This window comes from Ruminococcus sporogenes, from assembly GCF_054655175.1.
Map to the genome: position 1 here is coordinate 95718 of NZ_BAAHOA010000003.1, position 22324 is coordinate 118041.

General features: G+C 35.9%; 28 protein-coding genes. All 28 read left to right on the forward strand.

Translation table 11 applies throughout. The features are described 5' to 3' along the window. Positions 1-11: 11 nt before the first annotated feature. The 28 genes from ACYQ0N_RS10650 (at position 12) to ACYQ0N_RS10785 (ending at position 22320) form a co-directional block, all read left to right on the forward strand. Complete coding sequence (locus ACYQ0N_RS10650) at positions 12-344, forward strand: DUF3852 domain-containing protein (protein ID WP_124100697.1); 333 nt, start codon at positions 12-14, stop codon at positions 342-344. Between the two features lie 123 nt (positions 345-467). Continuing rightward, entirely contained in the window at positions 468-710 is a 243-nt protein-coding gene (locus ACYQ0N_RS10655; RefSeq protein ID WP_460162664.1) for a hypothetical protein, read from the forward strand. Between the two features lie 72 nt (positions 711-782). Then, positions 783-1577, forward strand: a complete 795-nt coding sequence (locus tag ACYQ0N_RS10660; RefSeq protein ID WP_460162665.1) for a DUF3991 domain-containing protein — start codon at positions 783-785, stop codon at positions 1575-1577. Positions 1578-1693: 116 nt separating this feature from the next. After that, positions 1694-2347 carry an NYN domain-containing protein gene (locus ACYQ0N_RS10665; protein WP_460162929.1) on the forward strand — a complete coding sequence of 218 codons (654 nt, stop codon included), beginning with the start codon at positions 1694-1696 and terminating at the stop codon, positions 2345-2347. Between the two features lie 72 nt (positions 2348-2419). Continuing rightward, positions 2420-2896, forward strand: coding sequence for a relaxase MobL (mobL, locus tag ACYQ0N_RS10670; protein WP_460162666.1), 477 nt, complete (start codon positions 2420-2422; stop codon positions 2894-2896). Then, complete coding sequence (gene mobL, locus ACYQ0N_RS10675) at positions 2883-3281, forward strand: relaxase MobL (protein WP_460162667.1); 399 nt, start codon at positions 2883-2885, stop codon at positions 3279-3281. Before mobL (ACYQ0N_RS10670) ends, mobL (ACYQ0N_RS10675) begins: the two co-directional genes overlap by 14 nt. Further along, a complete protein-coding gene (locus tag ACYQ0N_RS10680) occupies positions 3278-3880 on the forward strand; it encodes a tetratricopeptide repeat protein (RefSeq protein ID WP_460162668.1) in 603 nt (200 codons plus the stop codon). The genes mobL (ACYQ0N_RS10675) and ACYQ0N_RS10680 overlap by 4 nt, the downstream gene beginning before the upstream one ends. 175 nt (positions 3881-4055) lie before the next feature. Beyond that, the gene (locus ACYQ0N_RS10685; protein ID WP_460162669.1) at positions 4056-4619 is read left to right on the forward strand and encodes a hypothetical protein; all 564 of its coding nucleotides are present in this window, start codon (positions 4056-4058) and stop codon (positions 4617-4619) included. Positions 4620-4623: 4 nt separating this feature from the next. Continuing rightward, positions 4624-5706 carry an alpha/beta hydrolase family protein gene (locus ACYQ0N_RS10690; RefSeq protein WP_460162670.1) on the forward strand — a complete coding sequence of 361 codons (1083 nt, stop codon included), beginning with the start codon at positions 4624-4626 and terminating at the stop codon, positions 5704-5706. A gap of 5 nt (positions 5707-5711) precedes the next feature. Next, on the forward strand, positions 5712-6269 hold the full coding sequence (locus tag ACYQ0N_RS10695; RefSeq protein ID WP_177858510.1) for a hypothetical protein: 558 nt from the start codon (positions 5712-5714) through the stop codon (positions 6267-6269). Between the two features lie 50 nt (positions 6270-6319). Further along, positions 6320-6643, forward strand: a complete 324-nt coding sequence (locus ACYQ0N_RS10700; RefSeq protein WP_177858508.1) for a hypothetical protein — start codon at positions 6320-6322, stop codon at positions 6641-6643. 15 nt (positions 6644-6658) lie between these two features. Further along, positions 6659-7138 (forward strand): hypothetical protein, encoded by a 480-nt coding sequence (locus tag ACYQ0N_RS10705; protein ID WP_177858506.1) that lies wholly within the window; start codon positions 6659-6661, stop codon positions 7136-7138. 401 nt (positions 7139-7539) lie between these two features. Continuing rightward, entirely contained in the window at positions 7540-8007 is a 468-nt protein-coding gene (locus ACYQ0N_RS10710; protein ID WP_460162671.1) for a hypothetical protein, read from the forward strand. A 129-nt stretch (positions 8008-8136) separates the two neighbouring features. Continuing rightward, a complete protein-coding gene (locus tag ACYQ0N_RS10715; protein ID WP_177858502.1) occupies positions 8137-8655 on the forward strand; it encodes a hypothetical protein in 519 nt (172 codons plus the stop codon). A 64-nt stretch (positions 8656-8719) separates the two neighbouring features. Then, complete coding sequence (locus ACYQ0N_RS10720) at positions 8720-10372, forward strand: polymorphic toxin-type HINT domain-containing protein (RefSeq protein ID WP_460162672.1); 1653 nt, start codon at positions 8720-8722, stop codon at positions 10370-10372. 11 nt (positions 10373-10383) lie between these two features. Further along, entirely contained in the window at positions 10384-11019 is a 636-nt protein-coding gene (locus ACYQ0N_RS10725; protein ID WP_177533176.1) for a DUF2625 family protein, read from the forward strand. A 30-nt stretch (positions 11020-11049) separates the two neighbouring features. Continuing rightward, positions 11050-11697: a polymorphic toxin-type HINT domain-containing protein gene (locus ACYQ0N_RS10730; protein ID WP_460162930.1), complete on the forward strand. Its 648-nt coding sequence runs from the start codon at positions 11050-11052 to the stop codon at positions 11695-11697. Further along, positions 11675-12223 (forward strand): suppressor of fused domain protein, encoded by a 549-nt coding sequence (locus ACYQ0N_RS10735; protein WP_177533177.1) that lies wholly within the window; start codon positions 11675-11677, stop codon positions 12221-12223. Before ACYQ0N_RS10730 ends, ACYQ0N_RS10735 begins: the two co-directional genes overlap by 23 nt. Before the next feature lie 107 nt (positions 12224-12330). Further along, positions 12331-12813 (forward strand): hypothetical protein, encoded by a 483-nt coding sequence (locus tag ACYQ0N_RS10740; protein ID WP_177533178.1) that lies wholly within the window; start codon positions 12331-12333, stop codon positions 12811-12813. Between the two features lie 75 nt (positions 12814-12888). Next, entirely contained in the window at positions 12889-13239 is a 351-nt protein-coding gene (locus tag ACYQ0N_RS10745) for a DUF7674 family protein (RefSeq protein ID WP_177533179.1), read from the forward strand. A 52-nt stretch (positions 13240-13291) separates the two neighbouring features. Further along, a complete protein-coding gene (locus ACYQ0N_RS10750) occupies positions 13292-13462 on the forward strand; it encodes a hypothetical protein (RefSeq protein WP_460162931.1) in 171 nt (56 codons plus the stop codon). Continuing rightward, the gene (locus ACYQ0N_RS10755) at positions 13426-14949 is read left to right on the forward strand and encodes a tetratricopeptide repeat protein (RefSeq protein ID WP_460162673.1); all 1524 of its coding nucleotides are present in this window, start codon (positions 13426-13428) and stop codon (positions 14947-14949) included. The genes ACYQ0N_RS10750 and ACYQ0N_RS10755 overlap by 37 nt, the downstream gene beginning before the upstream one ends. Then, entirely contained in the window at positions 14946-15257 is a 312-nt protein-coding gene (locus ACYQ0N_RS10760) for a hypothetical protein (RefSeq protein ID WP_177533181.1), read from the forward strand. The genes ACYQ0N_RS10755 and ACYQ0N_RS10760 overlap by 4 nt, the downstream gene beginning before the upstream one ends. Positions 15258-15281: 24 nt before the next feature. Continuing rightward, entirely contained in the window at positions 15282-15638 is a 357-nt protein-coding gene (locus ACYQ0N_RS10765; RefSeq protein ID WP_177533182.1) for a WXG100 family type VII secretion target, read from the forward strand. A gap of 2 nt (positions 15639-15640) precedes the next feature. Beyond that, positions 15641-15940 (forward strand): WXG100 family type VII secretion target, encoded by a 300-nt coding sequence (locus tag ACYQ0N_RS10770; protein WP_177533183.1) that lies wholly within the window; start codon positions 15641-15643, stop codon positions 15938-15940. Positions 15941-16014: 74 nt separating this feature from the next. Beyond that, on the forward strand, positions 16015-17334 hold the full coding sequence (locus ACYQ0N_RS10775) for a hypothetical protein (protein WP_460162674.1): 1320 nt from the start codon (positions 16015-16017) through the stop codon (positions 17332-17334). Between the two features lies 1 nt (position 17335). Next, entirely contained in the window at positions 17336-20584 is a 3249-nt protein-coding gene (locus tag ACYQ0N_RS10780) for an FtsK/SpoIIIE domain-containing protein (RefSeq protein WP_460162675.1), read from the forward strand. Beyond that, positions 20581-22320: an FtsK/SpoIIIE domain-containing protein gene (locus ACYQ0N_RS10785; RefSeq protein ID WP_460162676.1), complete on the forward strand. Its 1740-nt coding sequence runs from the start codon at positions 20581-20583 to the stop codon at positions 22318-22320. The genes ACYQ0N_RS10780 and ACYQ0N_RS10785 overlap by 4 nt, the downstream gene beginning before the upstream one ends. The last annotated feature ends 4 nt before the right edge of the window (positions 22321-22324 follow it).

Genomic DNA, 22324 nt, shown 5'->3' on the forward strand with positions numbered 1-22324 from the left:
ATGGAGGAAAAATGAAAAAGAAGAAAATAACCGCGCTTTTAATTTCCGTATGCCTGCTGACTGTATTCTGCTGTATAACGGCATACGCCGACGGAGATGTCGCAGGCGCTGTGCAGAGTACATGGTACTCTGCAAAAAGTCAGATAAAATCGATCGTTAACAACGTCGTATTCCCTGTGATAGACGTAGTTCTGGCAATTCTGCTCTTTGCCAAGCTTTCTTTGGCGTACATGGACTACCGCAAGCACGGTCAGTTCGAATGGACGGCTCCGGCAATAATTTTCGGCTGTCTGCTGTTTTCACTGACCGCTCCGCTTTACGTCTGGTCTATCGTCGGAATGTAAAAATGAAGGGAAAAGGTATAGCCGATATGCAATAAAAGCGGGAAAAATGCCGCGGAAGATTGTTGGGTTATGATATAGCTATTTGGCGGATAGTGTGGTATTGTAGTGTCGGAGGTGAAAGGGGTGGATATATCAGACGAGCTGTACGATAAATTTACACAGGAACTGGACCGATCGCTGTACTTAAGCTCCGAGTACGGCGACATCATAGACAGATTCAATAAGCTGTTTGATAAGTACGCTGATAAGGAAGGCTCTCAAAAATTAGACGAGTTGATCGGAGAGTTTGGAACAGTCGTAGCAAAAAATATCGGAATATCTGCAATGAAGCTCGGAGCAAAGCTTATAGTCTCTCTGCTGAGATGAACGCGTGTAAAGAAAATCAAAAAATAAGGAAAGGCGTCCGCAGGGCTGCTTTTCTTTTTCAGGAGGTGGAAAATGTCGTATATCCCATTTACAGAAGAACAAAAAATTGCCGCAAACAGCGTAGATTTAGCCGATTTTCTGAGGCTGAGAGGAGAAAAGCTGGAATCGGCAGGGAGGGAACACAAGCTCGTTTACTACGACGGCAGCGGCAAGCACGACAGTATTACTATAAACGGATCAAGATGGTTCGACCATAAAAATCAGGTGGGCGGCGGAGCCGTAAAGTTCATGCGGTATTTTTACGGTATGGATTTTCAGACTGCGGTTCAGGAGCTGTTAGGTCGCACGATTACTCCCCTATCCCACAGTCCGCCTAAAGCGGCTGTGCGGGAGGAAAAACCGAAAGAATTCAAATTGCCCGAAGCAAACGGCAATATGCACAGAGTGTTCGCCTACCTCATAAAACAGCGGTTTATTGCTCCTGACATTATCTCGTACTTTGCAAAACGGCATACGCTTTATGAGGATAAGGAGCATCACAACGCTGTGTTTGTAGGAATTGATGAAAACGAGGTACCGCGACAGGCAAGCAAGCGTTCAACTAATTCTTTCGGAAAAACTTTCAGAATAACCTGCGGGGGTTCGGATACTCGGTACAGCTTTGCACACTTCGGCGAATCGGAAAAGCTGTTTGTGTTTGAAGCTCCGATCGATATGTTAAGCTATCTTACTTTGAATCCCGAAAACTGGCAGCAGCACTCGTATATTGCCATGAACGGCGTGTATGAAAACGCCGTTATTACCGCTCTGGAAACTCATTTCCTGAGAGCTGCGGAAGCTTACTCTATACCGACGGAAAGTTTTTAAATATTATTTACAGACAGCACGGAGACGTATTTACCGATAATACAAAGTTCAGGGACGCTCATGAGGAAACAAAAAACAACATATACGACTTTATAAGCTGCAGCTCTAAAGCGGCTATCGTTGTGGACTGTGAAAATTCAGACGTGTACAAGCTGTACAGCGTACTTAAAAATCTAAATCAGGACGAGCTGTCAAAGGTTGAAAAAATAGTTCTTTACGACGACAGCCATACTACCGAGGGCTGGGACTGGTTAGAAAAGTTTACCCGGATACCCGTTGAGCATGTAGAAGCAGACAGAGTAACGGGCAGAAAGTCTCTGGTGGATATTAAAATGACCGCCGGAGTTTGTACTGATTTTTATAAGAACGATATTACGTCATTTATTTTAGTGTCAAGCGATTCTGATTACTGGGGTCTGATTTCCTCTTTGACTGAAGCGAGATTCCTTGTAATGTATGAGTATTCGAAATGCGGAGAAGCAATCAAGAAAGCTCTTACCGAGCACGGCATATACTACTGTTCCATAGACGATTTCTGCTCCGGAAATATTGAAGAACTTAAAAAAGCGGTGCTGTTCGACATCCTTGAAAAGTATCTGCCCGACATTATATATCTTAACGGCAGAGAGCTTGTAAAACATATTTATGATGAAGCCCGTATTACGGCAGGCGATCAGGAAATGGACGTATTCTATAAGAAGTATATAAAGACGCTGAAGCTTAAAATAGACAACGACGGAAATTTCAGTATAGAGATCAGCAAATCATAGGAGATGATATAACTGGCGAAAATAATCGTAACAAGCCGTTATTTAAAAAGCGGCAGCGGAAACAGAAAACAGTTGTACCGCTATGTAAAATACATAGCGACCCGCGAGGGTTCAGCGCCGATACCGAATACAAACGAACACGCTCCTGCCGCTAAAAAACAGCAGGAGCTGATTTTTTCTCTGCTAAAATGTTTCCCCGACGGCAAAGAGTTATTTGAATACGAGGACTACCAAAAGAATCCTACCGTCAAAAACGCTTCCGCTCTCATATCGGAAATACTTGACCGGAACATGGACCGCCTTACAAGCCGTAAAAACTATGTAAGCTATCTTGCTAACCGTCCGGGCGCTGTTAAATTCGGTAAGCATGGTTTGTTCTCACAGTCGGACGAGCCTGTCGAGCTTGAAAAGACCGCAAAAGAGATAGCGGCTCACGGAGGAAACGTCTGGACTCATGTCGTTTCCCTGCGCAGGGACAGCGCTCAGGCGATGGGCTATGACAGGCGGGACTTAGTCAAGCGGCGGATCGCTAATATTGCAAAGAGTTAGATGGTACGCCGCGTTTCATGATAAGAAAACCAATCCTCACGCGCATATAATCGTGTACTCCGCCAACGAGCGCGAGGGATTCCTCACCAACCGCGGAATAGAAAAAATACGAAGCGGCTTTGCAAACGATATCTATCAGGACGAGCTGCACCATTTATATCAGCAACAGACCGACCTGCGAAATCTTCTGAAAAAAGAGTCGTCAGAGTTTATGCGCAGGCTTGTAAATGATATTGCAGGAAACGCCTTTGAGGATACGGAGCTGATAAAGCTTGTTGGTAAACTTAACGATCAGCTTAAATCTGTAACGGGCAAAAAAGTATACGGATATTTAAAGCCGGAGGTCAAACAGACAGTCAACGAAATTTTAAAGGCGAAGCTGTGAACAGGGATCTGAGCAAGGCTGAGAAATATCTGCTCATGGCAGATAAGGACAGCGGATACGCTTGCTATTACCTCGGAAAGCTTTATCAGGAAGAAGAAATATATGACATTGACAAAGCTGTTGAATGGCTTGAAAAAGCGGTAAATTATGATGAAGTCAAGGCGAATGCTTCGTATTCGTTAGCTAAAATACTTTTGGAAGATAACAAATATCATAATTCGGAACGTGCGGTTAAGCTGCTGGTATCGGCAGCGGATGAAAACAATTGGGCTTCGTTTCTGCTGGGAAGGCTTTATCTTTTCGGTACGGAGGATATTGAGAAAGATAAGGAAAAGGCAATGGAATGGCTTAACAGGTCGGCGGACGACGGAAACGTTTATGCTCAGAATTTTCTGAATGAAAGCAGAAGCTTTGAAAATACATTGCTGGCAAATACGGTTTTAAGCTTGTTCATAAATCTCAGCAGATGTATTGAAGATGATTACAGAAGAAGATACAGATCGGTCAGGATGTCCGCAGACAAAAAGCTTAGGCGTATGGTAATTGAAAAGAAACAGGCGATGGGGATTAAGGAGGAACAGAAACAATATTTTGGCTAATTCTGCTAAAATTTTATTGCTATTTTTACGCAAATTATAGAAAATTAAATTAAATTTTAAAAAGTGACAAAAAAGCTGTTGAAATATAAGAGAATTTATGATATTATGTAAAATAATATAGTCATACTTAGTTATTTAAGATTTAATATCATGTGTATTTAACTTGGAGGAAATTATGGATTACGAATACTATTATTATCAGGCAAAAAATAGATATTATGATGCATGCTCTGAGATTAATAGCTGTCAAAATAATGTAAATAATTTAGAAGGAAATAAGCAAGTTAAAATTTCAGAAATAAATAACTTAAAAGCACAATTAAAAAAATATAAAGATGCATTATCAGATATAGAGAATGCAATAAAAAAGGAAGATGATATGCAAAGCTCTATGTCAAAAATTAATAGTAGTGTCAACAGCATATCTGAAAATTTCAACAATATGGCATATTCAGATTCGGTAACACAAAAGAATCTGAAAGATGTTTACAGTACAGAAGCAGACAAAACCAAGAGTACATTAAACAGTACCTTTGAAACACTAAAAAGCAAAAAATCGATTGTAACTAATAAAATTTCAGAATTAGAAGTAAATATTCAGCGCTCTGAAACTGATTTGCAAAATATTAAGAACGAAATTAATTCGATGAATTCTAATATACAAAGCTGGATTACAACGAAAAATAACGCATCGTATGATATGGAGTACTATCGACATAAAATGTATGAAGAGGAATAAATAGATGGCGACTATTACGTTATATTCAGGCAAGATCAATCAGATGCCAAGTCTGATAAACGAAGCAAAAAAATCCGTAAAGGATTACAAGACCGAATTAAACCGGCTGAAATCAAAGGTTATGAAAATCGACAGCAGTATATGCAATGTGGACGATTTAATAAACTCAGTAAAAACGTCTACGGAAACACAGGAAGATAAGATAGAATCCCTTGATAAGCTGAAAGATAAGGTAAATGATTTTATTTCGGATGTCGTGCGTATAGACGGCGACGCGGCCGAGGCAATCAATAAAAGTAAAGACGATTTTTACGATAAATATTATTATTTGAAGCCCGAATGTGAAAAGAGTAATTGGGAAAAGTTCAAGAACGGCTGTAAAAAGGTCGGCGAGTGGTGCAAGGAGCATTGGAAAGGTGCTATGGCATTAGGCGCATTGTTTGGTGCAGGTATAGGAGGTCTTTCCGGCGGTATTATTTCTGCTGCTACAGGCGGTTCATTCTGGGATGGATTTGAAAGCGGAGCATTTTCAGGAGCCATTGCAGGAATCATTTCAGGAGGAATGGGATTTGGATTGTCTGCCGGCGGTAAAGCGGCTTTAGGACTTGGAAAAACTATGCTTATTGGCACTGTGTCTGGATCAGGGTCATCATTAATTAGTGACTTAGGAGATATATTTATAAAGGGCGAGAATACTTCAGTCGGACAGATACTTTTCAAAACTGCATTTTCAGGAATATTTGGAGCAGCATTTTCAGGAGTTAGCTATGGTTTTTCTAAAATCCTCGGTTCATGGCTGATAAATTCTTCTTGGTTATCAAGATCAAAAGAATTATTTAGGTTTGGTAAAACTGCTAATACTAATTATGGGAAAATAACATCTTATACAACAGCAAATCCCAAGGGTATTTCAATAAATTTTTCGAGCTATAATTCTAAATCATTTAGAATTGAATTTGATGTGTCAAGATATTTACATTATCATTTCCCATCTTTATTTGGAAGCAAAGCTCATATTCCTTTATCTCCAATAATTGATTCGAGTATATCTCGTATCATCTCAAATTATTTCTTAAGCGAGGAGTAGTTGTTTTGAAAAACAAGAATGAAGTTTTTATAAGATACAGAATAGATAAAGATTCTATCGTTTTTTGGTGTTCGGACATTAGTATAAATAATTCTGCCACTACAGTATTAAATAACTTTTTATATGATTTTTCCATAGAAAAAAATATATTTTTTCATGGTTACAGATTACCTGAAGAGCATCTTCCCAAAATGGTAGATACAAAAGCGATTTTGGAAAAATCGGAAATTATTCTTGATCCATTTAATATTTTATTGCACTTAAGCAATGCAAAAATAAATATAAATTATTTTGATTATGCATGCGAAACAATGATATATTATTTTGATAATAATATTAAATGGACTGATTTTTTGGCAACCTCTATTATTAATCAACCTATTAATTATATAAAGAATGGGACTTTATTAGCTTATTTTGCTTCTGTAGATCAAGGGGCAGATTATTGGTTTGAATGCAGTAAAGATTATGAAGAAAATGTGTTGAAATTACTTCATGAACTATCCGTATTAGGATGCAGAATAGAACAAGTTTCTCATTTATCGTTTCCATATTCCATATAAATAAGACCGAGAATTTTGAAAATATATTTGGACTTGAGAATAGAAGTTTCATGGAAATTTCTCTCGACATATACGGGTCTGTTGCATTTGCATTTGTTTTAGGGAAAATATTTGAAGGTCCTACAAAAGCAATTACAAAGAAACTAGCCAATAAGTTCCCCGGAATACCGGCTTTGGAAAGGTTGGTTGGTACACATAGCTATTCAGCAGATTTTGCACGGCAAATAACTAGAGCAGCAAATAAACAAGTACCATTTAAATTAGATATTTTTAGTAGATATTTCAAAACTTTTCGCAATGGTGTTTTTGGTGGATATATAGAAGGATTTTTGGAGAATATTGGTCAAGTTGGAATTGATGCAATAACAGAATAAAGGAGTGATCGTTAGTTGAGAAATAAAAATAATTATTTTGAGATCAAACATAACGGATATGCGTTATTGTTTTTATCGGCAATACTGTTCTCTTTTATAATTATACTTGAAATCATCGATTTTGCTGTACACTTTTTTAAAGCAAATTGGTTTATGTATATAGGATTGCTTGTCTTTTGTACTTTACTTTGTTTTCCTGTATTATTTACTACTCTAAAAATTCGCATACAAGATAATAAAATAACGGTTGTTAAAACCTGCGGTATACGATTTAAAATAATGACTGATGAGATAAAGAAAGTTACTATTATTAAACCTGATACAGTTGAACGAGAAACAAATATTGTTACACGAATAAAAGTGCATGCAAGCGGAAAAAAGTTTTATGTTGACAGTAAAATGAAGAATTATGATAAATTTTTGGACTATATAATTGAGAACGTTGACAGAGAAATAATAGAATATAAAGTTAGGCTTCGATATCAACATTTTTAGGAGAAAATCTTGAAAATATTACTGGAGGACAAAAAAGATCAAATTTTGAAATATTATTTGACACTGGATTAAGTGCAGGAACATCTGCGTTATTCAGTAAGGTTTTGGGTAAACTTTCTGGTAAGCTTTCTAAAAATTTCTCTAAAACTTTCCCTGCTTTAAAAAGGTTTTCCGGCAGAGGAAGCTATGAATCCTCATTTAAAATGGTATTAACAAAATTAATACGGGGGAAGTAATAAAAAATTTCATTATAAAACAATTCGAAATGGTGTGATTTCCGGACTTTCTGGAGGAATATTAAAAAATATATCGGGTGGATTTTTTGATGGTATCAAGGAATGGTATGACGAATGGAATGCACTACCACAAAATTAAAAATATAATAAAGAAGGTATTAATTAATGAAATCAAAAACCAAATTTACTGTGAAGATACCATCAGCAATTTATAAAGGAGAAATTTTTATATTTGTTTTTTTCGTTGTTATGAATTTAATGTATACGATTTTTGGTGAGCCCCCTCACTTTCCAATGTATATTTCAACAATATTATTTATTTTTATTCCAATGGTCATTTCCTTATTGTGGATGAGAAAATTTAAAATCTCAGTAAACGGCAGCAAAATTACTGTTGGAAGGTTTTTGGGATTTAAATATACTGTAGATGTTTCAGAAATAACAACAATAAAATGGATAATTAAGGAAACCAAATTAGGGATTAACGAAAAGATTCTAATATATGTGAATTCTAAGAATTTTACTGTCGAAACCCTTATGGAGGGATTTGAAATAATGTCGAAATACCTTGTTGAAAATGTTAGTTCTGATAAAATTGTTTATATCAAAAATAAAAAAGATGATGTATTGTGAAAAAGTTTCGACTCGAGAATTATAAACGGCATCTTGGATTATATACTGGAACCATTAAAAAATATTACAGATAGACACGAGGGCATGTGGAATGTAATTCTTAAGAATTGAATCTAAGGAGTTAATGTGATGGCCGAATTTGTTTTTAAAGTTGTGTTTTCTAAAAAAAGACTTCCATTTGAAATGGCTTTCTTTATAATAGTTGAGACGGTTCTATTTTATATCAGGAAAGAATTTGTCAGTGCCGCTATATATATAATGTTTGCCGCTTATGCTCTTTTGATCGCTTTTTTCTTAGCATCTGCAACCTTGCTGTTTTATGTAAAAGTGAAAGGCTCAAATATTAAGGTTAGAACACGTTTCGGCAGAAAATATGAATTTAACGCTTCGGATATTGAGAAGGTAATATGTTCAAAAAGAAGTAGTGTTAAATATGGTCCATTATTCTATATTACAGTAATAGCAAAGTCAAAAGAACTTTGTATGGAATGTAGGATGGTAGGATTTAACGAAATGGCAGGATATATTCTTGAAAAATACCAAAACGGTGAGATTAATAAACAAGCAATATCCGAGAACTGCCAAAAAGAACTATACCGATATAAAAATCAAGAGTTTTTAGAAAAAAAGAAGAATAAGAGGTCATGAAAAATATATAAAATAAACTGATCAGACTTGTTTTTAATATGGCAATATATTAGGAAGTGAACATATGTCAACCATTACGTTATACGCAAGCAAAATTAATCAGATGCCAAGTCTGATAAACGAAGCAAAAAAATCCATAAAGGATTACAAGACCGAATTAAACCGGCTGAAATCAAAGGTTATGAAAATCGACAGCAGTATATGCAATGTGGACGATTTAATAAACTCAGTAAAAACGTCTACGGAAACACAGGAAGATAAGATAGAATCCCTTGATAAGCTGAAAGATAAGGTAAATGATTTTATTTCGGATGTCGTGCGTATAGACGGCGACGCGGCCGAGGCAATCAATAAAAGTAAAGACGATTTTTACGATGAATATTATTATCTGAAGCCCGAATGTGAAAAGAGTAATTGGGAAAAGTTCAAGGATGGCTGTAAAAAGGTCGGCGAGTGGTGTAAGGAGCATTGGAAAGCGATTGTTACAATCGTAATCGTAATTGCCGCTGTAGTAATTCTTGTGGCCTGTCCGGCATGCGGAGCTTTAATAGCGGGAGCTTGCTGGGGAGCAATATCCGGAGCAGTAATAGGTGGAGTAGCCGGAGGGATTACAAGTCTTGCCGCAGGCGGTTCATTCTGGGAAGGCGTTGAAGAAGGCGCATTCTCAGGCGCAATAACCGGAGCAATTTTTGGAGGAATTGGCGGAGCAGGTTCTATTCTGGGAACAGTGTCTAATTCATGTAAGTTATTTAATGTAATGAAGTGGACATCAAGAATTACCGGTGTTATTTCAGGCGGAATGGGATTATTTGACACTACTGCATTGGTTGTTGGTCTTTTTGACCCGGAAAATGCATTTGTTCAATTTAATCAGAAACTGCATACAAGTAAATTATATAACGGTTTTCAGTTTACCGTTAGTGCATTGGCGGTCTTTAGCAGCACTACATACAGGGCAATGGGTAAACATAGAGAAACATTAACTTGTTTTGTAGCGGGAACAATGATTCTGACGGCTACAGGTTTGGTTGCAATTGAAAATATCAAAGCAGGAGATAAAGTCATTTCGACAGATCCAGAAACATTTGAAACTGCCGAAAAAACTGTACTTGAAACATACATAAGAGAGGTGAACAAACTTGTTCACCTTACAATAAATGGAGAAGAAATAATTACGACATTTGATCATCCGTTCTATGTAAGAGAGCAAGGATTTGTAAATGCTTGCGAAATTTGGGTAGGCGCTCAACTACTTGATGTAAACAATAACATTTTAGTTGTAGAAAACACTCGCTTTGAACTTGTAAAAAAACCCGTTAAGGTTTATAATTTTCAGGTGGAGGACTATCATACTTATCATGTTGGTGAGAATGAGGTTTGGGTTCATAATGCGGATTATGAAATTGAATTGTCAAGAAGTGAGTATCCTGAATCTGCTAAGCATATTGAAGATGCAATAAAAAAAGGTCAACCTGATGAGCTTACTTTAGATAGAAAAAGTGCTTATGCTAATAGAAAAGAAAGCTTAAAAGGAACGAAAACGGTTCCTGGAATGGATAGAGATGAATATCCTTTTGCAATGACTAAAGAGGGTGGCGCAGGTGCGGATATTCGTCATATACCATATTCTGACAATCGAGGTTCAGGTTCATATTTGAGATGGCAATTGGATAAAATCTCTGACGGAAAAACATTTAAAATAAAAATTGTGGATTAAGGAGTAGCAATATGATTAATGTTGATTTATGGAAAAAAATAAATAAAATGCTTCAGTCATCAGACCGAAAGATCGAATTGTTTCAATGCGACGAAGTGAGAGGAATAAATATTATAAAAGAGATAGGGTTGAATAATACCACAACTTTATCAACTATAATTGCCAATTGTGCAGGAGTTATTGTAGATGATTGTATACGTATTCTTGGTCAAGGTGATGTTAATGTTCATGGGATTTACGAAGTAAATTTAATTGAAAATGGTTCTGCAAATAGAGTTATGGGAATGCTTTTAGTAGCATTCGATATTTTCGGCGGTCTTTTTGCAATGAATATGGGAGCTATCAATGATGAGATAGGTGTTATTTATTACTTTGCACCTGATACATTAGAATGGGAATCAATTGAAATGAATTATTCTGAATTCCTTCAATGGTGCGTGTTGGGGAATATTTCTAAATTTTATCAATCGTTTAAATGGAATGATTGGCGACAGATGGCTAAAGAGGTAAAATTTAATGATGGGATATTAATCTACCCTTTTTTATGGTCTAAGGAACATAACATAAACACCGCTGAGAAAAAAATAGTTTCATTTAATGAATTATTTAATCTTAATATGGATTACAGAAAAAAATTTTTTGAATAAAGTGATTTATATGTCGGTAACGGATATGTTATTTCAACAGCCCCTGAAACATTTGAAACCGCTGAGAAAATTGTTCTTGAAACATATATAAGAGCGGTAACAACTCTCGTTCATCTGACTGTTAACGGTAAAGAAATTATTACAACTGTAGACCACCCGTATTATGTAAAAGGCAAGGGTTTTGTTAATGCTGGTGAACTTGCCATTGGAAATGAACTTCTTGATTCAAGCGGCAACATACTTTTTGTTGAAAAGTTTGATGTTGAATTGACAGAAAAACCGACTAAAGTATATAATTTTCAGGTGGAGGATTTTCATACTTACTATGTTGGTTCGTTGGGTGTGTTGGTGCATAATGCTGGTGATGATTATGCTAAACCAACTGAACCATACAATAGAAAAAAGCATTATGGCAATACTCCAACAAAGAAGGACAGGCAAGTAATAGGTGGTTCGCCAGATCATGATCCTCCACTGGTTAAACGATATTATGAAGGTAATCCTAGCATAGGTGAAAAACCAGGTTATCAAATGACTGCTGCTGAAAGGCGAGCAAGCGCACAGGATCGTAGTCGAATGAACCCTTCAACTAAGGCAGAACAAAATTCGCAAGGTGGACGAATGTCAAAATATTCAAAGGAGATGAAAAAGAAGTATGGACTTGATAAAAATGATTAAAGAGCATTACTTATTGAATTGGAATGAATATTCCGAATGTATTTTTAATAAAGAGCATATTCATGAATTATTGCCCTCATTTAATGTACTAAAATTTGCACCTACTGAAAAAAGAAACTCATGGATTTACGCAACTTGTGGAATGTCAGAAAATGATGAGGAACAGGGGTTAGAATTATTTATACTCGCACCAACTGAGAATGACTTTTTAATTAAGTTACTTGCTGCTATAGCACATTACCATGCTAGTGGAAATGTTCTTAACTTAGGGCACACGGTTAATTTTGGTTGCGCTTGGTATGAAGAGTCTAAATGTGATCATGGTTTAATTTCATTACCATATTTATATGGACCGAATTTGGAATGGCTGAAATCAGGTGCTATGGATATTAGGTTTTTATGGCTCATACCGATAACCGCAGAAGAACTTCAATATAAAAAAGATTGCGGTATAGAAGCTTTGGAAGATAAATTTGAAGAAACGCAGTTTAATTACATTGATCCTTTTCGTAACAGTGTGGTATAATAAGTCATTAAAATAAGTTTACATAAATTTGCATAATAGGTCTACATTCTTATGAGGATTCCAAGCTTATTCATTTAGTTATAAATGGCGAAGAGATCATAACTGCTGTGTCTGGATCAGGGTCCTCACTAATTAGTGATTTAGGCGATATATTAATTAAAGGCGAAGGTATTTCATTTGGAGAGGTACTTTTTAATACCACGTTTTCTGGTGTATTTGGAGCTGCCTTTGCTGGTATTGGTTATGGGGTGTCTAAAGGTTATACTGCGTTGAAAACGATAATCAATAGCAAAAACAATCCTTTAAATATAAAACCAAAAGTATCAAATCCTAAATTAAAAAATATTGTTGATGATTTGTACAAGGGGAAAAATGGTAACAATACAATTGGAAACGGCACAACTATGGATGCTGTTAGAAATGAATTAAAAACCGGCATGCCAACTAATGGGAAATTTCATTTGCAAAAAGCAAAAGATTATGTGAATGCATTAGATAGAATACTGCGAAGAAATGATGTTAGTGATGCAGATAAAGCTATAGCAAAAACATTATTAGAAGATCTAATAAAAGCAATATCAGGAAATTAAGTTAATCGTCATTTTTGTCATTAAACAAAAATTTAGCTTGTAATGATTTATCTCAATGTAACAGGAGGTTTATTTATGTTTTTATATAAAAATGCAATTGAATGTTTAATTGAAAATATACCAGAATTAAAGTCTTTATACGAAGAGGATCAAGAATATTACGAGGATTTACCATATGTTTTTTACGAATCTGTTTTTACAAAATATATTGTAGAAATGCTTGAGAAGAAAATGGATTCAAAATTGGTACGATGCTTTGATTTTGTGGAGAAAGGTCTTAGTGAGGGAGATACAGATTTTAAAAACCTATTAGAGGTTTCTGTTATTGAAGCGTTATTTTTTGAAGGAAAATTTAATGATAAGTATACTTTGAGCTTTTTAGGTAAGACATCACAACAAAGTTTGAGAAAATGTAATAATATTTGAGCACTCATTTTGTGTAAAAGGTAAGGGCTTTGTCAATGCTGGTGAACTTGCCATTGGAGATGAACTCCTTGATTCAAGCGGCAACATACTTTTTGTTGAAAATTTTGACGTTGAGATAAAAGATCAGTTCGCTAATATCTTTATGGTATTTAATAAAATCAAATATAAAGTTATGGAGGTGCAAAAATGCAAACCAATCAAGAAAAAACAGCACAGCTTTTAGCCGATTCGCAATTTGCTTTCATAAACAGCCAAAACAGCGAAGCTCTGCATCTGGCGAATGAAGCGATAAGTCTTGCTCCCAAGAATCCTGACGGCTATAAATGTGCTGGAAACGCATATATGTCATTGGGTGATTATAACAAGGCTGTTGAGAATTATGCTTTAGCGGTTAAATACGATTCTAATAATGGCAACAGGTACTATGATCTAGGCTTTGCCCTCGCTACTAACGAAAAAACAGCGGACGCTATAAAAAATCTTGCAAAAGCCGAAGAATTAGGCTGTTCGCCTGAGAATACGGTGCAGCTGTATAATCTGCTCGGAATTATCTGTTTCGATATCGGAAGATATAAGGACGCTCTTGTAAATCTTGAAAAAGCGGAGCAGATAATCGGCGTGGATATGGATATCATGAAGCGCAAGGTCATTATTTACGGAATGAAGAACGATATCAGAAACGGGCTTCTGACTACCAATCAGATGAAGCTTGTCGCTCCGTCCGACTACACAGGCTATCAGCTTGCATTTAAACTGCTTTGTCAGGCGAAGCGTCTGGAAGCCGCAGAACGGGAGCTTGAAATGGCAAAGAAATATGCCGAACTAACCATGGATTATTATTTTGACTGTGTGACCTTTGAAATCCAGAATTATCAGACCGATCAGGACAAGCAGCACTATAATAAGGCGCTGACATTTATTGAAGAAGCGCTTAAAACGTTAAAACCCACATCTGCTGAATTGATCGAAAGTTATATCAATGCCGCAGAAATATATCTGCAGCTTGAAAACCCTGACAAGACAATAGACTGTCTTAATTCAGCGCAAAATCCTGCCGAGTCATATAATCTGGGATTTGATATTATTGATAAGGAATTTGAGCCTGTCAATCTGACAGAATACGACGTTGAGGAAATGATTGAGGCCGATAAGGAACGCATTGCCGAAGAATACGGCGATTACGGTCTGGAGCAACTTGCCGAAAGTATTGAACCTGATGAAAACGGTGCAAGAGAATATCTTACGAACGTTGAAGATGAAGCCGCTACCGAGGAAGCGACGTACAAGCTTGACAAATCGGAAGAGATTGAATTGTCTCCCGAAAATATCGATCAGATTAATCGTCTGTATGTCGGAGCTTATACGCTGAAAAAGGAATTTAATAAAGTAATTAATTATGCAAGAAAATTGCAGACCAGCGAGAGCGTTCATAGTATGTATATTGGTAAATACAGTGAAGTAAACGCTTTTAAAGAACTTGGCAGTCCGGATTCCGATCAGAAATATGAAGAAACAATAAAATTCTTCAGAAATGCTATGATTAAGGATCCGAGTGATATTGCAGCAGTAACATTCCGTATTCAGTGTTATATGGATATTGGAAATTACATCCAAGCTGAACAGCTTTGTGATTTGCTGTCATCAGAAATAAGGAAGCCGCTGCTTGAAAAAATACAGGAAGCAAAGGCTGCGGGGGGTGATAATAAATGAGCTTAGAAAAGGACATTAAGCTTAAAGATACAGCTTTTACAACCGCCTCTGCGGATATGAAAGCGCTTAAAGACAGAGCAGAAAAGCTTAAGGCGGAATTGAATAGTATGTATGAAGATCTCACAACGGCGCTGGACACACCGGCAGGAAAAGAAATTCAAATAACCGCTAAAAATGTCCTTATAAAACCAATTGATGATCTTATACTTGTAATCAAGCAGATGTCAGAAACGCTGGAAGATATAATTAGTTCAGATTATTATAAAGGCGTATTTGACAAATATGCAAGCTTGGTTCAGAATCTTTAATGTAATTAACAGGAGGAAAAGACTATGGCAATGGGAAGTACCGGAACAGTAAATGTGACGCCGGAAATGATCAATAGCGCAATAAGTGCGATTGAAGAGTATGAAACTACAGTAAAATCACTGTATTCAAATCTAGAAAGCACGATGAGCGAATTGATACCGGGCAATTTCAGTGGAAGTGCGGCGCAAGGTTTTAAACAGTTTTTCGATGAAAATATTACTAAACTTGCTGACGCAAATGATGAAAGCACAGCAGTAGCACAAATAATCAAGCTTTTAAAAGAAATAGTAAACGGAATCTCTGACGCAATTCCGAAGGATAATGACGGTCTTGACGATCAGCTTGCAGAGCAAAACACAAAAGCTATGGGAGGTAATTAATTATGGCAGGATGCAGAATAGTAAATCAGGGCGTACTTACAGCTCTTCAGTCAATTGAATCGTGTCGTGCTTCTTATGCAGAAGCGGGACAAACATTGATCAGCTCATTAACCAGTGCAATTGCCGATATGGAGGGAGCGGCAAAGGACGCTTTTCAAGCTTTAATTGATAAAGATATAAAAAAATTTGCAGAAACCGATTTGCCTGAAGCAATCAAAGGTATGCATACTCTTCTTGAGGAAAACAGAAGGAACTTCGAAGAAGTTGATCAGAAAATAGCGGATAATATAAGCGGCAGTTAAATACATAAAAAAAGCGCAGCCTGATATTTTTTTGATTAATAATTTAGGCTGCGCCTTTTTTCGGAGGTGCATACATGGCTTTTAGAATACTTAATGAAGAAGAAATTTTATTGCTTACCGATAAACAGCGTGAGAATTATGAAAACGAACTTGAAGTCCATTGTCAGAGAGCAGCTTTTGTAGAAAAGCTTACCGAAATTGAAAAAGCTGAAATCAAAGAGTATAAACCGTCATTGCACTCTGTCTTCGTTATTAAAGAGCGTCCGTCGGCATTTTTCACAAAACCCGAACCTACGAACTTTAATTTTAAGCGTTTGGTTAAACCTGAGCTTCCTCTTAAACTTTATGGCAAATCAGATATTAAAATTGATTTATCTGAAATTATTAATAAAGCAGATGTAACTAAAGGCGGCAGTAAATTGAACAATATATCTTCCTTAACTACTAAAACGAGCGGTTTCATTAAATACGAGCCGAGGCGATATAATGTCACAAAATTTTCTAAACCAACCGTACCTAATAGAAATTTTATTCAGGTATATACCGTACTTCAGGAACACGTAAAATTTAAAACTCCTTTAAATATAAACTTTAAGCCTTTCAATACTTCTGTTCAAACTAAAGTGGTCTTATCCAACATATCAAAACCTTGTAAAATTGAGAGGTCTTTTGTTAAACCCGATAAGCCTAAGTTTAATAATAAAATAAATAACAGACATGATATTCATATAAAAAACTTTAAAATGCCTGAATTTAAATTGAAAGCTTATTCAGATATATATAAACCAAATATAAAAATTGACGATTTTAAACCTATAAAAATTAATAAACCTGAATTTGAAATCAATGTTACAAGTAATATTAATTTCAGGTCATTTAAAATGCCGGAAATCGTATTGGAGAATATGTCCGGTGTGTTTATTCCTAAAGTTGAAATCAAAGGTTTTCAGCCTCCTGCGAAGCCTGCCTTCAGCATTACGGTAAATGCCGGAGCTGCAAATATTAAACCGTTTAGTATGCCTGAGCTTGCTGAAGCAAAACTGCCTGAAATAAAGAAAATAAGATTCAAACACCACAGATTCAGCAAACCGGATATATGCAAGTTTAGCGTTAATACGAATATAGCTAATAACGTCAATATAAAAACCTTTGAAAAGCTTCAGACAGTTAAACCCCAAATGTCTGAAATATCCAAACCGGAAATTAAAATGAAAAATTTTTTAAAGATTCAAAATACTGATGTTAAAATTTCTGCACAAGTTAAACCGGCAGCAGCGGTAAGAACCATTAATTCATTTAAAATTGCTAAACCAACGTTTGCCGATATTATAATTCCCAAAAAATATGCAGAATTAGACGTCGGCGAAATAATTAAACAATTCAAGGAACTGTGATATGAAGAATAACGAAATAATGATTTCTACAAAATTTGAATTTAATAATCATAAAACTCAAATTTTGTCTTTTCTCGTGCTTAAGGACATTACGCTCAGCGCTTTGATTGAAGCTATATATTATGGATTGAAAAAATCAAAGGAATATGGAGATTGTTTCGAGCTTTTTGATGAATATATCCGTACACGCAAGGAACTTCAAGTACTATATACGTCAAAGGGCAGTCATAGTATTATTGATTTTACACAAAAGGTAAAAGACGGAGAAGAAAGTAAAAGAATTTATGACATGGAACTTTTTAAGCTTGGATTTGTTACGTCAAGCTGTATTTTAGTTACACTAAATACCGAAGTGAAGAATTCTGCTTTATTTACGAAGGTTGAAAACAGTTATATTTTGAAGGAAAAGGATTCTCTTGAATATAATATAAGTACCCGCAGACTAAATGTTATCGAATCTTCTGTGATTGATATTATATCTCCGAACGATATGCCTCAAAGGGATAAATCAACGCTTCTTGATGTAGTTATTCCTACGGTACTTTCAACAGGAGGTATGCTTGCCGCACGATTTTTGATAATGAGGCTGGCGCCCGGCGCATCGTCTATGGGAAATACAATGCTTTTGATGTCAGGAGCAATGGGCGTAGTATCTTTGGTAACTTCATTTTACAGCTATATGAAAAAAAGAACTGATTATAAGAAAAACGTAGAAGAGTGGAAAACCAATTATGAAAATTATATTTCAAGAATCATCAAAACAATTAAAGAATGGCAAGAAAGCGACATAGTATATCTGAACAGCGTATATCCAAATATGGATACCCTTTTTAACAATACGTCCGAAATTAACAATATTATTTTTTCTCGTTCTCAAAATGATAATGACTTTATGAAGATATCTCTTGGAACATCCAATGAAGTCAAACCGCTGTTTGAAATCAAATCTGAGAAGAAGGATAATATTTTTTATGATATATATTATAAAATGCGCAAAAGCAATGATGGAATTGATATAATAGTTCTTTCAAAAAAAGCGGATAAAAAACTGAAAAAGCTAACGCCCGAAGAAATTTCTGAAAAGGAAAGAAACAAATTTTTACTTACGGATCTGGCATATAATTTTGCTAATAAAGGAGTAGATGAGAAAAACGATGAAATTATAGGCTTTAATTACCTGAGAAGCGTAAGCGGAAAAAACCCTCCCCTGCTGCTTGACCTGAAAAACTGCGGAGCTTTGGGCGTAATTTCAAACGATATTCAAACGTCTCATAGTTTTATTCGTCATATTATATTTGAATTGTCATATTATCATTCGCCTGAAGATATTCAGTTTGTTTTTTTCTTTGATGAAGAAAAGAATCTTGAAAGGCAGAATGCGCTTATAGAAGATTACAGATATTTACCGCATACCAACGAACTGTTTGACGGTATTTCACAATTTGTTTTTGATAAAGAAAGCTCCGGTATAGTTTTTGGACAGCTTCTGAGTATTATGAATAATCGTTCTTCAAATAAAAGAGAAGACATTGAGGATGGAATTTCGGATCAGAAGCAAACTCAGGTTGTATGCGTGGTTTTTTATGATTATGATATTAAGGAAACAGGTTTTTCAAAATATCTGCCCGAAGTTCCGAAGGAAGGAGAACCATATGTAAACTCGCTTGGATTGACTTTCATTTTTATTCAGGCGGTAAAGGATATGCTGCCGAAATACTGCGGTAATATTGTTAATATTGATAAAGAAAATGAAAAGGAGAGAAAAGTAAGTCTTAGATACAATATTCTCAGCAGAGAAACTTTGAACGTTTTAAGCGAGGATAAGGATGATAAAACTAAGGCAAACGATACAGATAAGCTTATTGAATATAAATATTTCCGGAATGAATACATTTTCGATCATGAAAAATACAGAGACAAATATGCTCTTGCTTTTAAGCAGCTTAGCGCAATTTATTATACGCGAGTTGCGGAAAACGGTAACGTTCCGTCTATGGTTACTTTGTTTGAACTTTATGGTTATAACTCAGAGAAGATTGAGAACGGAGAAGTAAGGCGAAGCATAGCTGAAAGCTGGAAAAATACAGAAAAAAATGACGTGACCAGAAATCTATGCGTTCCGATAGGCAAAAATGAACACGGATCTATGTATCTTGATTTGTATGAAAAAGCGGACGGTCCTCATATGCTTGTTGCCGGAACAACAGGATCGGGTAAATCAGAATCAATAATCACTTATTTAATAGGATTGTGTATGAAATTTTCTCCTATGGATCTTAACCTTATGCTTGTAGATATGAAAGGCGGAGGATTTTCAGACCGATTGGGGAACTTACCTCACTGTGTAGGCGTGGTAACGGATACTGCCGGAGAAGACGAAGGAACTTCTGCGGCGTATATGCTCAAGCGTTTTCTGGAATCTCTGAACGCTGAGATTAAAAGACGCAAATTACTGCTTTCAAGCTTTGGAGTTGATAATGTAGACTCATATATCAGAGCTCTTAGAATTATAAGACAAATTAAAGAACTTGAGAGCGAACCGGAAAATACTGAAATAATTTTGAAATTAAAAAAGAAGCTGAATGAAAAGCAGACAAAGCTTTTAGATAGGGATCTGAAAGAGCTTTCACAATTATCTCATCTTGTACTTGTTGTTGACGAGTTTACTGAGTTGAAACGCTTTTCTAATGAAAGCAGCGATGTTGATTTTATTGCGGAAATAACCACCATCGCGCGTGTCGGCCGTACTTTGGGATTTCATATAATTCTTGTATCTCAGAATATAGAAGGAGCAATTACAGACGATATCAGAGTTAACTCCAAAGCAAGAATATGCCTAAAGGTAGCGACAAAGCAGGCGTCTAAAGAAATGATAGGAAACACTGCCGCTGCAGCGCCGACAATGCCGCTTAACGGACGAGCCTATCTGCTTGTCGGAACAGGTACAAGATTTGAATATTTTCAGTCCGCTTATACCGGAGCTAATAAGAACCTGAATATTGAACAGCCTGTTATCGTTACTCAGGTTACGAATTCAGGAAAGTTCAACAGTGAATTTTATTCTTCTAAAAAAGATAATATAATTAAAAAGAAAAAAAGTGAAAATGTCAGCGAACATGATACGCAGCTTGCGTATATAGTCAATACGATAATAGATATAGGCAAAGAATCGGAAAAACCGCGTCAGATATTTCTGCCGCCGCTGCCTGCGATAATTTTAGATAAAACAGAATGGGAGGGGTTAGATTGAGCCGTGAGAATATGCTGTGTACGCTTGGCAGATTTGATATACCCATAATTCAGCTTCAACCGCCGTTTACTGTCGATCTTCTTGATTCAAATCTGATTTTATTCGGTTCTGCAATGAGCGGTAAAACAACTTTTCTTAAAACTCTAATTAATATTCTGCATAAACAGTTTGACGAGCACGATGAACAGATTTTTATACTTGATTTCGGAGGCGGATTATCTGATTATAGGAATATGCCTTTGGTATCTGCATATTTTGATAATTCTAATGAAGAATACGTTAAGCGGGTATTCAAGATAATGGATAATATTCTTAAAGAAAACATCCAAGCGCTTAACGGAAAAAATTTTCGGGAAGTATCTGATCAGCCCTTGCATACTACGTTCATAATTGATAACCTTAATGCCTTTATAGATGAACCGAGGTATACGTCATATCATGAGAAGCTGTCCAAACTGTGCCGTGACGGATTGTCTAAGGGAATTACAATTACAGTAACAGCAAGTGAAACGAAAGGTATTACTTCTTATCTCGGAAGCTTCAAGCAGAAAATTGCACTGGATATGCCGGCCGATAAATATATAGAAATATTTAGCGGTAAGGCGGATCAGATAGGTAATAATCCCGGACACGGTTTTGCAAACGTCACAATAAAACCATCGGGAGTTACAGGAACCTTTCGAATGAATCTTCCTTACGAAATACAGTGCTTTAAAGCTCAGGATTTGGACGAAATTGAAAGCCGCGATAAAAGAAATGAAACTTTATCGTTTAGATCTGCGCTTGGGAAAAAATTTGGTTATAACAGTGATACTGGAGAGTATAAAAAGCATGTAAAAAAATATCTTACGTTTCCAAAGGAGCTTACAAATTCTGAATATGAAAAGCTTAAGCAAATTCCGCATACTAAAGGCCACTCCGTAATTCCTGTGAGCGTTGGCCTCGATTATGTTGATTTTTATCCTGTGACTGTGGATTTGGGCAAATCTCATATTATCGCAATTTACGGAAAAAAGGAATTCGGCAAAACAAATTTACTAAAACTGCTGCTTAATGGTTTGGTAAGTCAGAAAAATAATGTACGATTGGTATTTTTTGACGATGGGCGCAATCAGTTAAGCTGCTTGTATGATGAATATAAAAATAGCCGGAATTGTGTGCTGATAAATAAATTTGATAAAAAAGATCTGCCTTTGAAAGACGGGACGACAATTAGCCGAAAAATTTCACCTCTGCAGCAATTCTATATATATCTCAATGAAAACTATATTGAATTGGATAAAAGGTTTCTTGCCGGTATATATGGCGTAAGCGAGAATCTCAAAAAAGAATATGAAAATATTCCCGACTGCAATGCCGTAGAAACGCCTTTTACTGCATTTGTAATTCAGAGTAAATTGATTTATTTAAACACACCTGACGGCAAACGCTTTATAAATTCAATACTTCCACAGCTATCTGCCGTCGCGGAAGAACGCGGTTTTTTGTTTATCTTTACTGATGTTCAGAAAATCAGCGACAGTGAACAGAATTCTTTTTTTAATAACAATATTTCAACTGCATTTTTATTGGATAATATTGCAGAATTTGCAGGAGAAAGAGGTCAGAAAACCATTTTCGGAAATATGGATGTAAAAACATTAAAAGAGGATTATGCAAGATGCGAGTTAGGCGACGGGTATTTTTATGACGTGGAAGCGGATAAATTATCAAAGCTAAAATTTATTAAATATTGAAAGG

Bases quoted from the DNA above. Each gene is read 5' to 3' on its own strand.
- ACYQ0N_RS10650 (WP_124100697.1), top strand. From the start codon at position 12: ATGAAAAAGAAGAAAATAACCGCGCTTTTAATTTCCGTATGCCTGCTG.
- ACYQ0N_RS10660 (WP_460162665.1), top strand. From the start codon at position 783: ATGTCGTATATCCCATTTACAGAAGAACAAAAAATTGCCGCAAACAGC.
- ACYQ0N_RS10685 (WP_460162669.1), top strand. From the start codon at position 4,056: ATGGATTACGAATACTATTATTATCAGGCAAAAAATAGATATTATGAT.
- ACYQ0N_RS10690 (WP_460162670.1), top strand. From the start codon at position 4,624: ATGGCGACTATTACGTTATATTCAGGCAAGATCAATCAGATGCCAAGT.
- ACYQ0N_RS10700 (WP_177858508.1), top strand. From the start codon at position 6,320: ATGGAAATTTCTCTCGACATATACGGGTCTGTTGCATTTGCATTTGTT.
- ACYQ0N_RS10710 (WP_460162671.1), top strand. From the start codon at position 7,540: ATGAAATCAAAAACCAAATTTACTGTGAAGATACCATCAGCAATTTAT.
- ACYQ0N_RS10715 (WP_177858502.1), top strand. From the start codon at position 8,137: ATGGCCGAATTTGTTTTTAAAGTTGTGTTTTCTAAAAAAAGACTTCCA.
- ACYQ0N_RS10720 (WP_460162672.1), top strand. From the start codon at position 8,720: ATGTCAACCATTACGTTATACGCAAGCAAAATTAATCAGATGCCAAGT.
- ACYQ0N_RS10725 (WP_177533176.1), top strand. From the start codon at position 10,384: ATGATTAATGTTGATTTATGGAAAAAAATAAATAAAATGCTTCAGTCA.
- ACYQ0N_RS10735 (WP_177533177.1), top strand. From the start codon at position 11,675: ATGGACTTGATAAAAATGATTAAAGAGCATTACTTATTGAATTGGAAT.
- ACYQ0N_RS10745 (WP_177533179.1), top strand. From the start codon at position 12,889: ATGTTTTTATATAAAAATGCAATTGAATGTTTAATTGAAAATATACCA.
- ACYQ0N_RS10755 (WP_460162673.1), top strand. From the start codon at position 13,426: ATGCAAACCAATCAAGAAAAAACAGCACAGCTTTTAGCCGATTCGCAA.
- ACYQ0N_RS10760 (WP_177533181.1), top strand. From the start codon at position 14,946: ATGAGCTTAGAAAAGGACATTAAGCTTAAAGATACAGCTTTTACAACC.
- ACYQ0N_RS10765 (WP_177533182.1), top strand. From the start codon at position 15,282: ATGGCAATGGGAAGTACCGGAACAGTAAATGTGACGCCGGAAATGATC.
- ACYQ0N_RS10770 (WP_177533183.1), top strand. From the start codon at position 15,641: ATGGCAGGATGCAGAATAGTAAATCAGGGCGTACTTACAGCTCTTCAG.
- ACYQ0N_RS10775 (WP_460162674.1), top strand. From the start codon at position 16,015: ATGGCTTTTAGAATACTTAATGAAGAAGAAATTTTATTGCTTACCGAT.
- ACYQ0N_RS10780 (WP_460162675.1), top strand. From the start codon at position 17,336: ATGAAGAATAACGAAATAATGATTTCTACAAAATTTGAATTTAATAAT.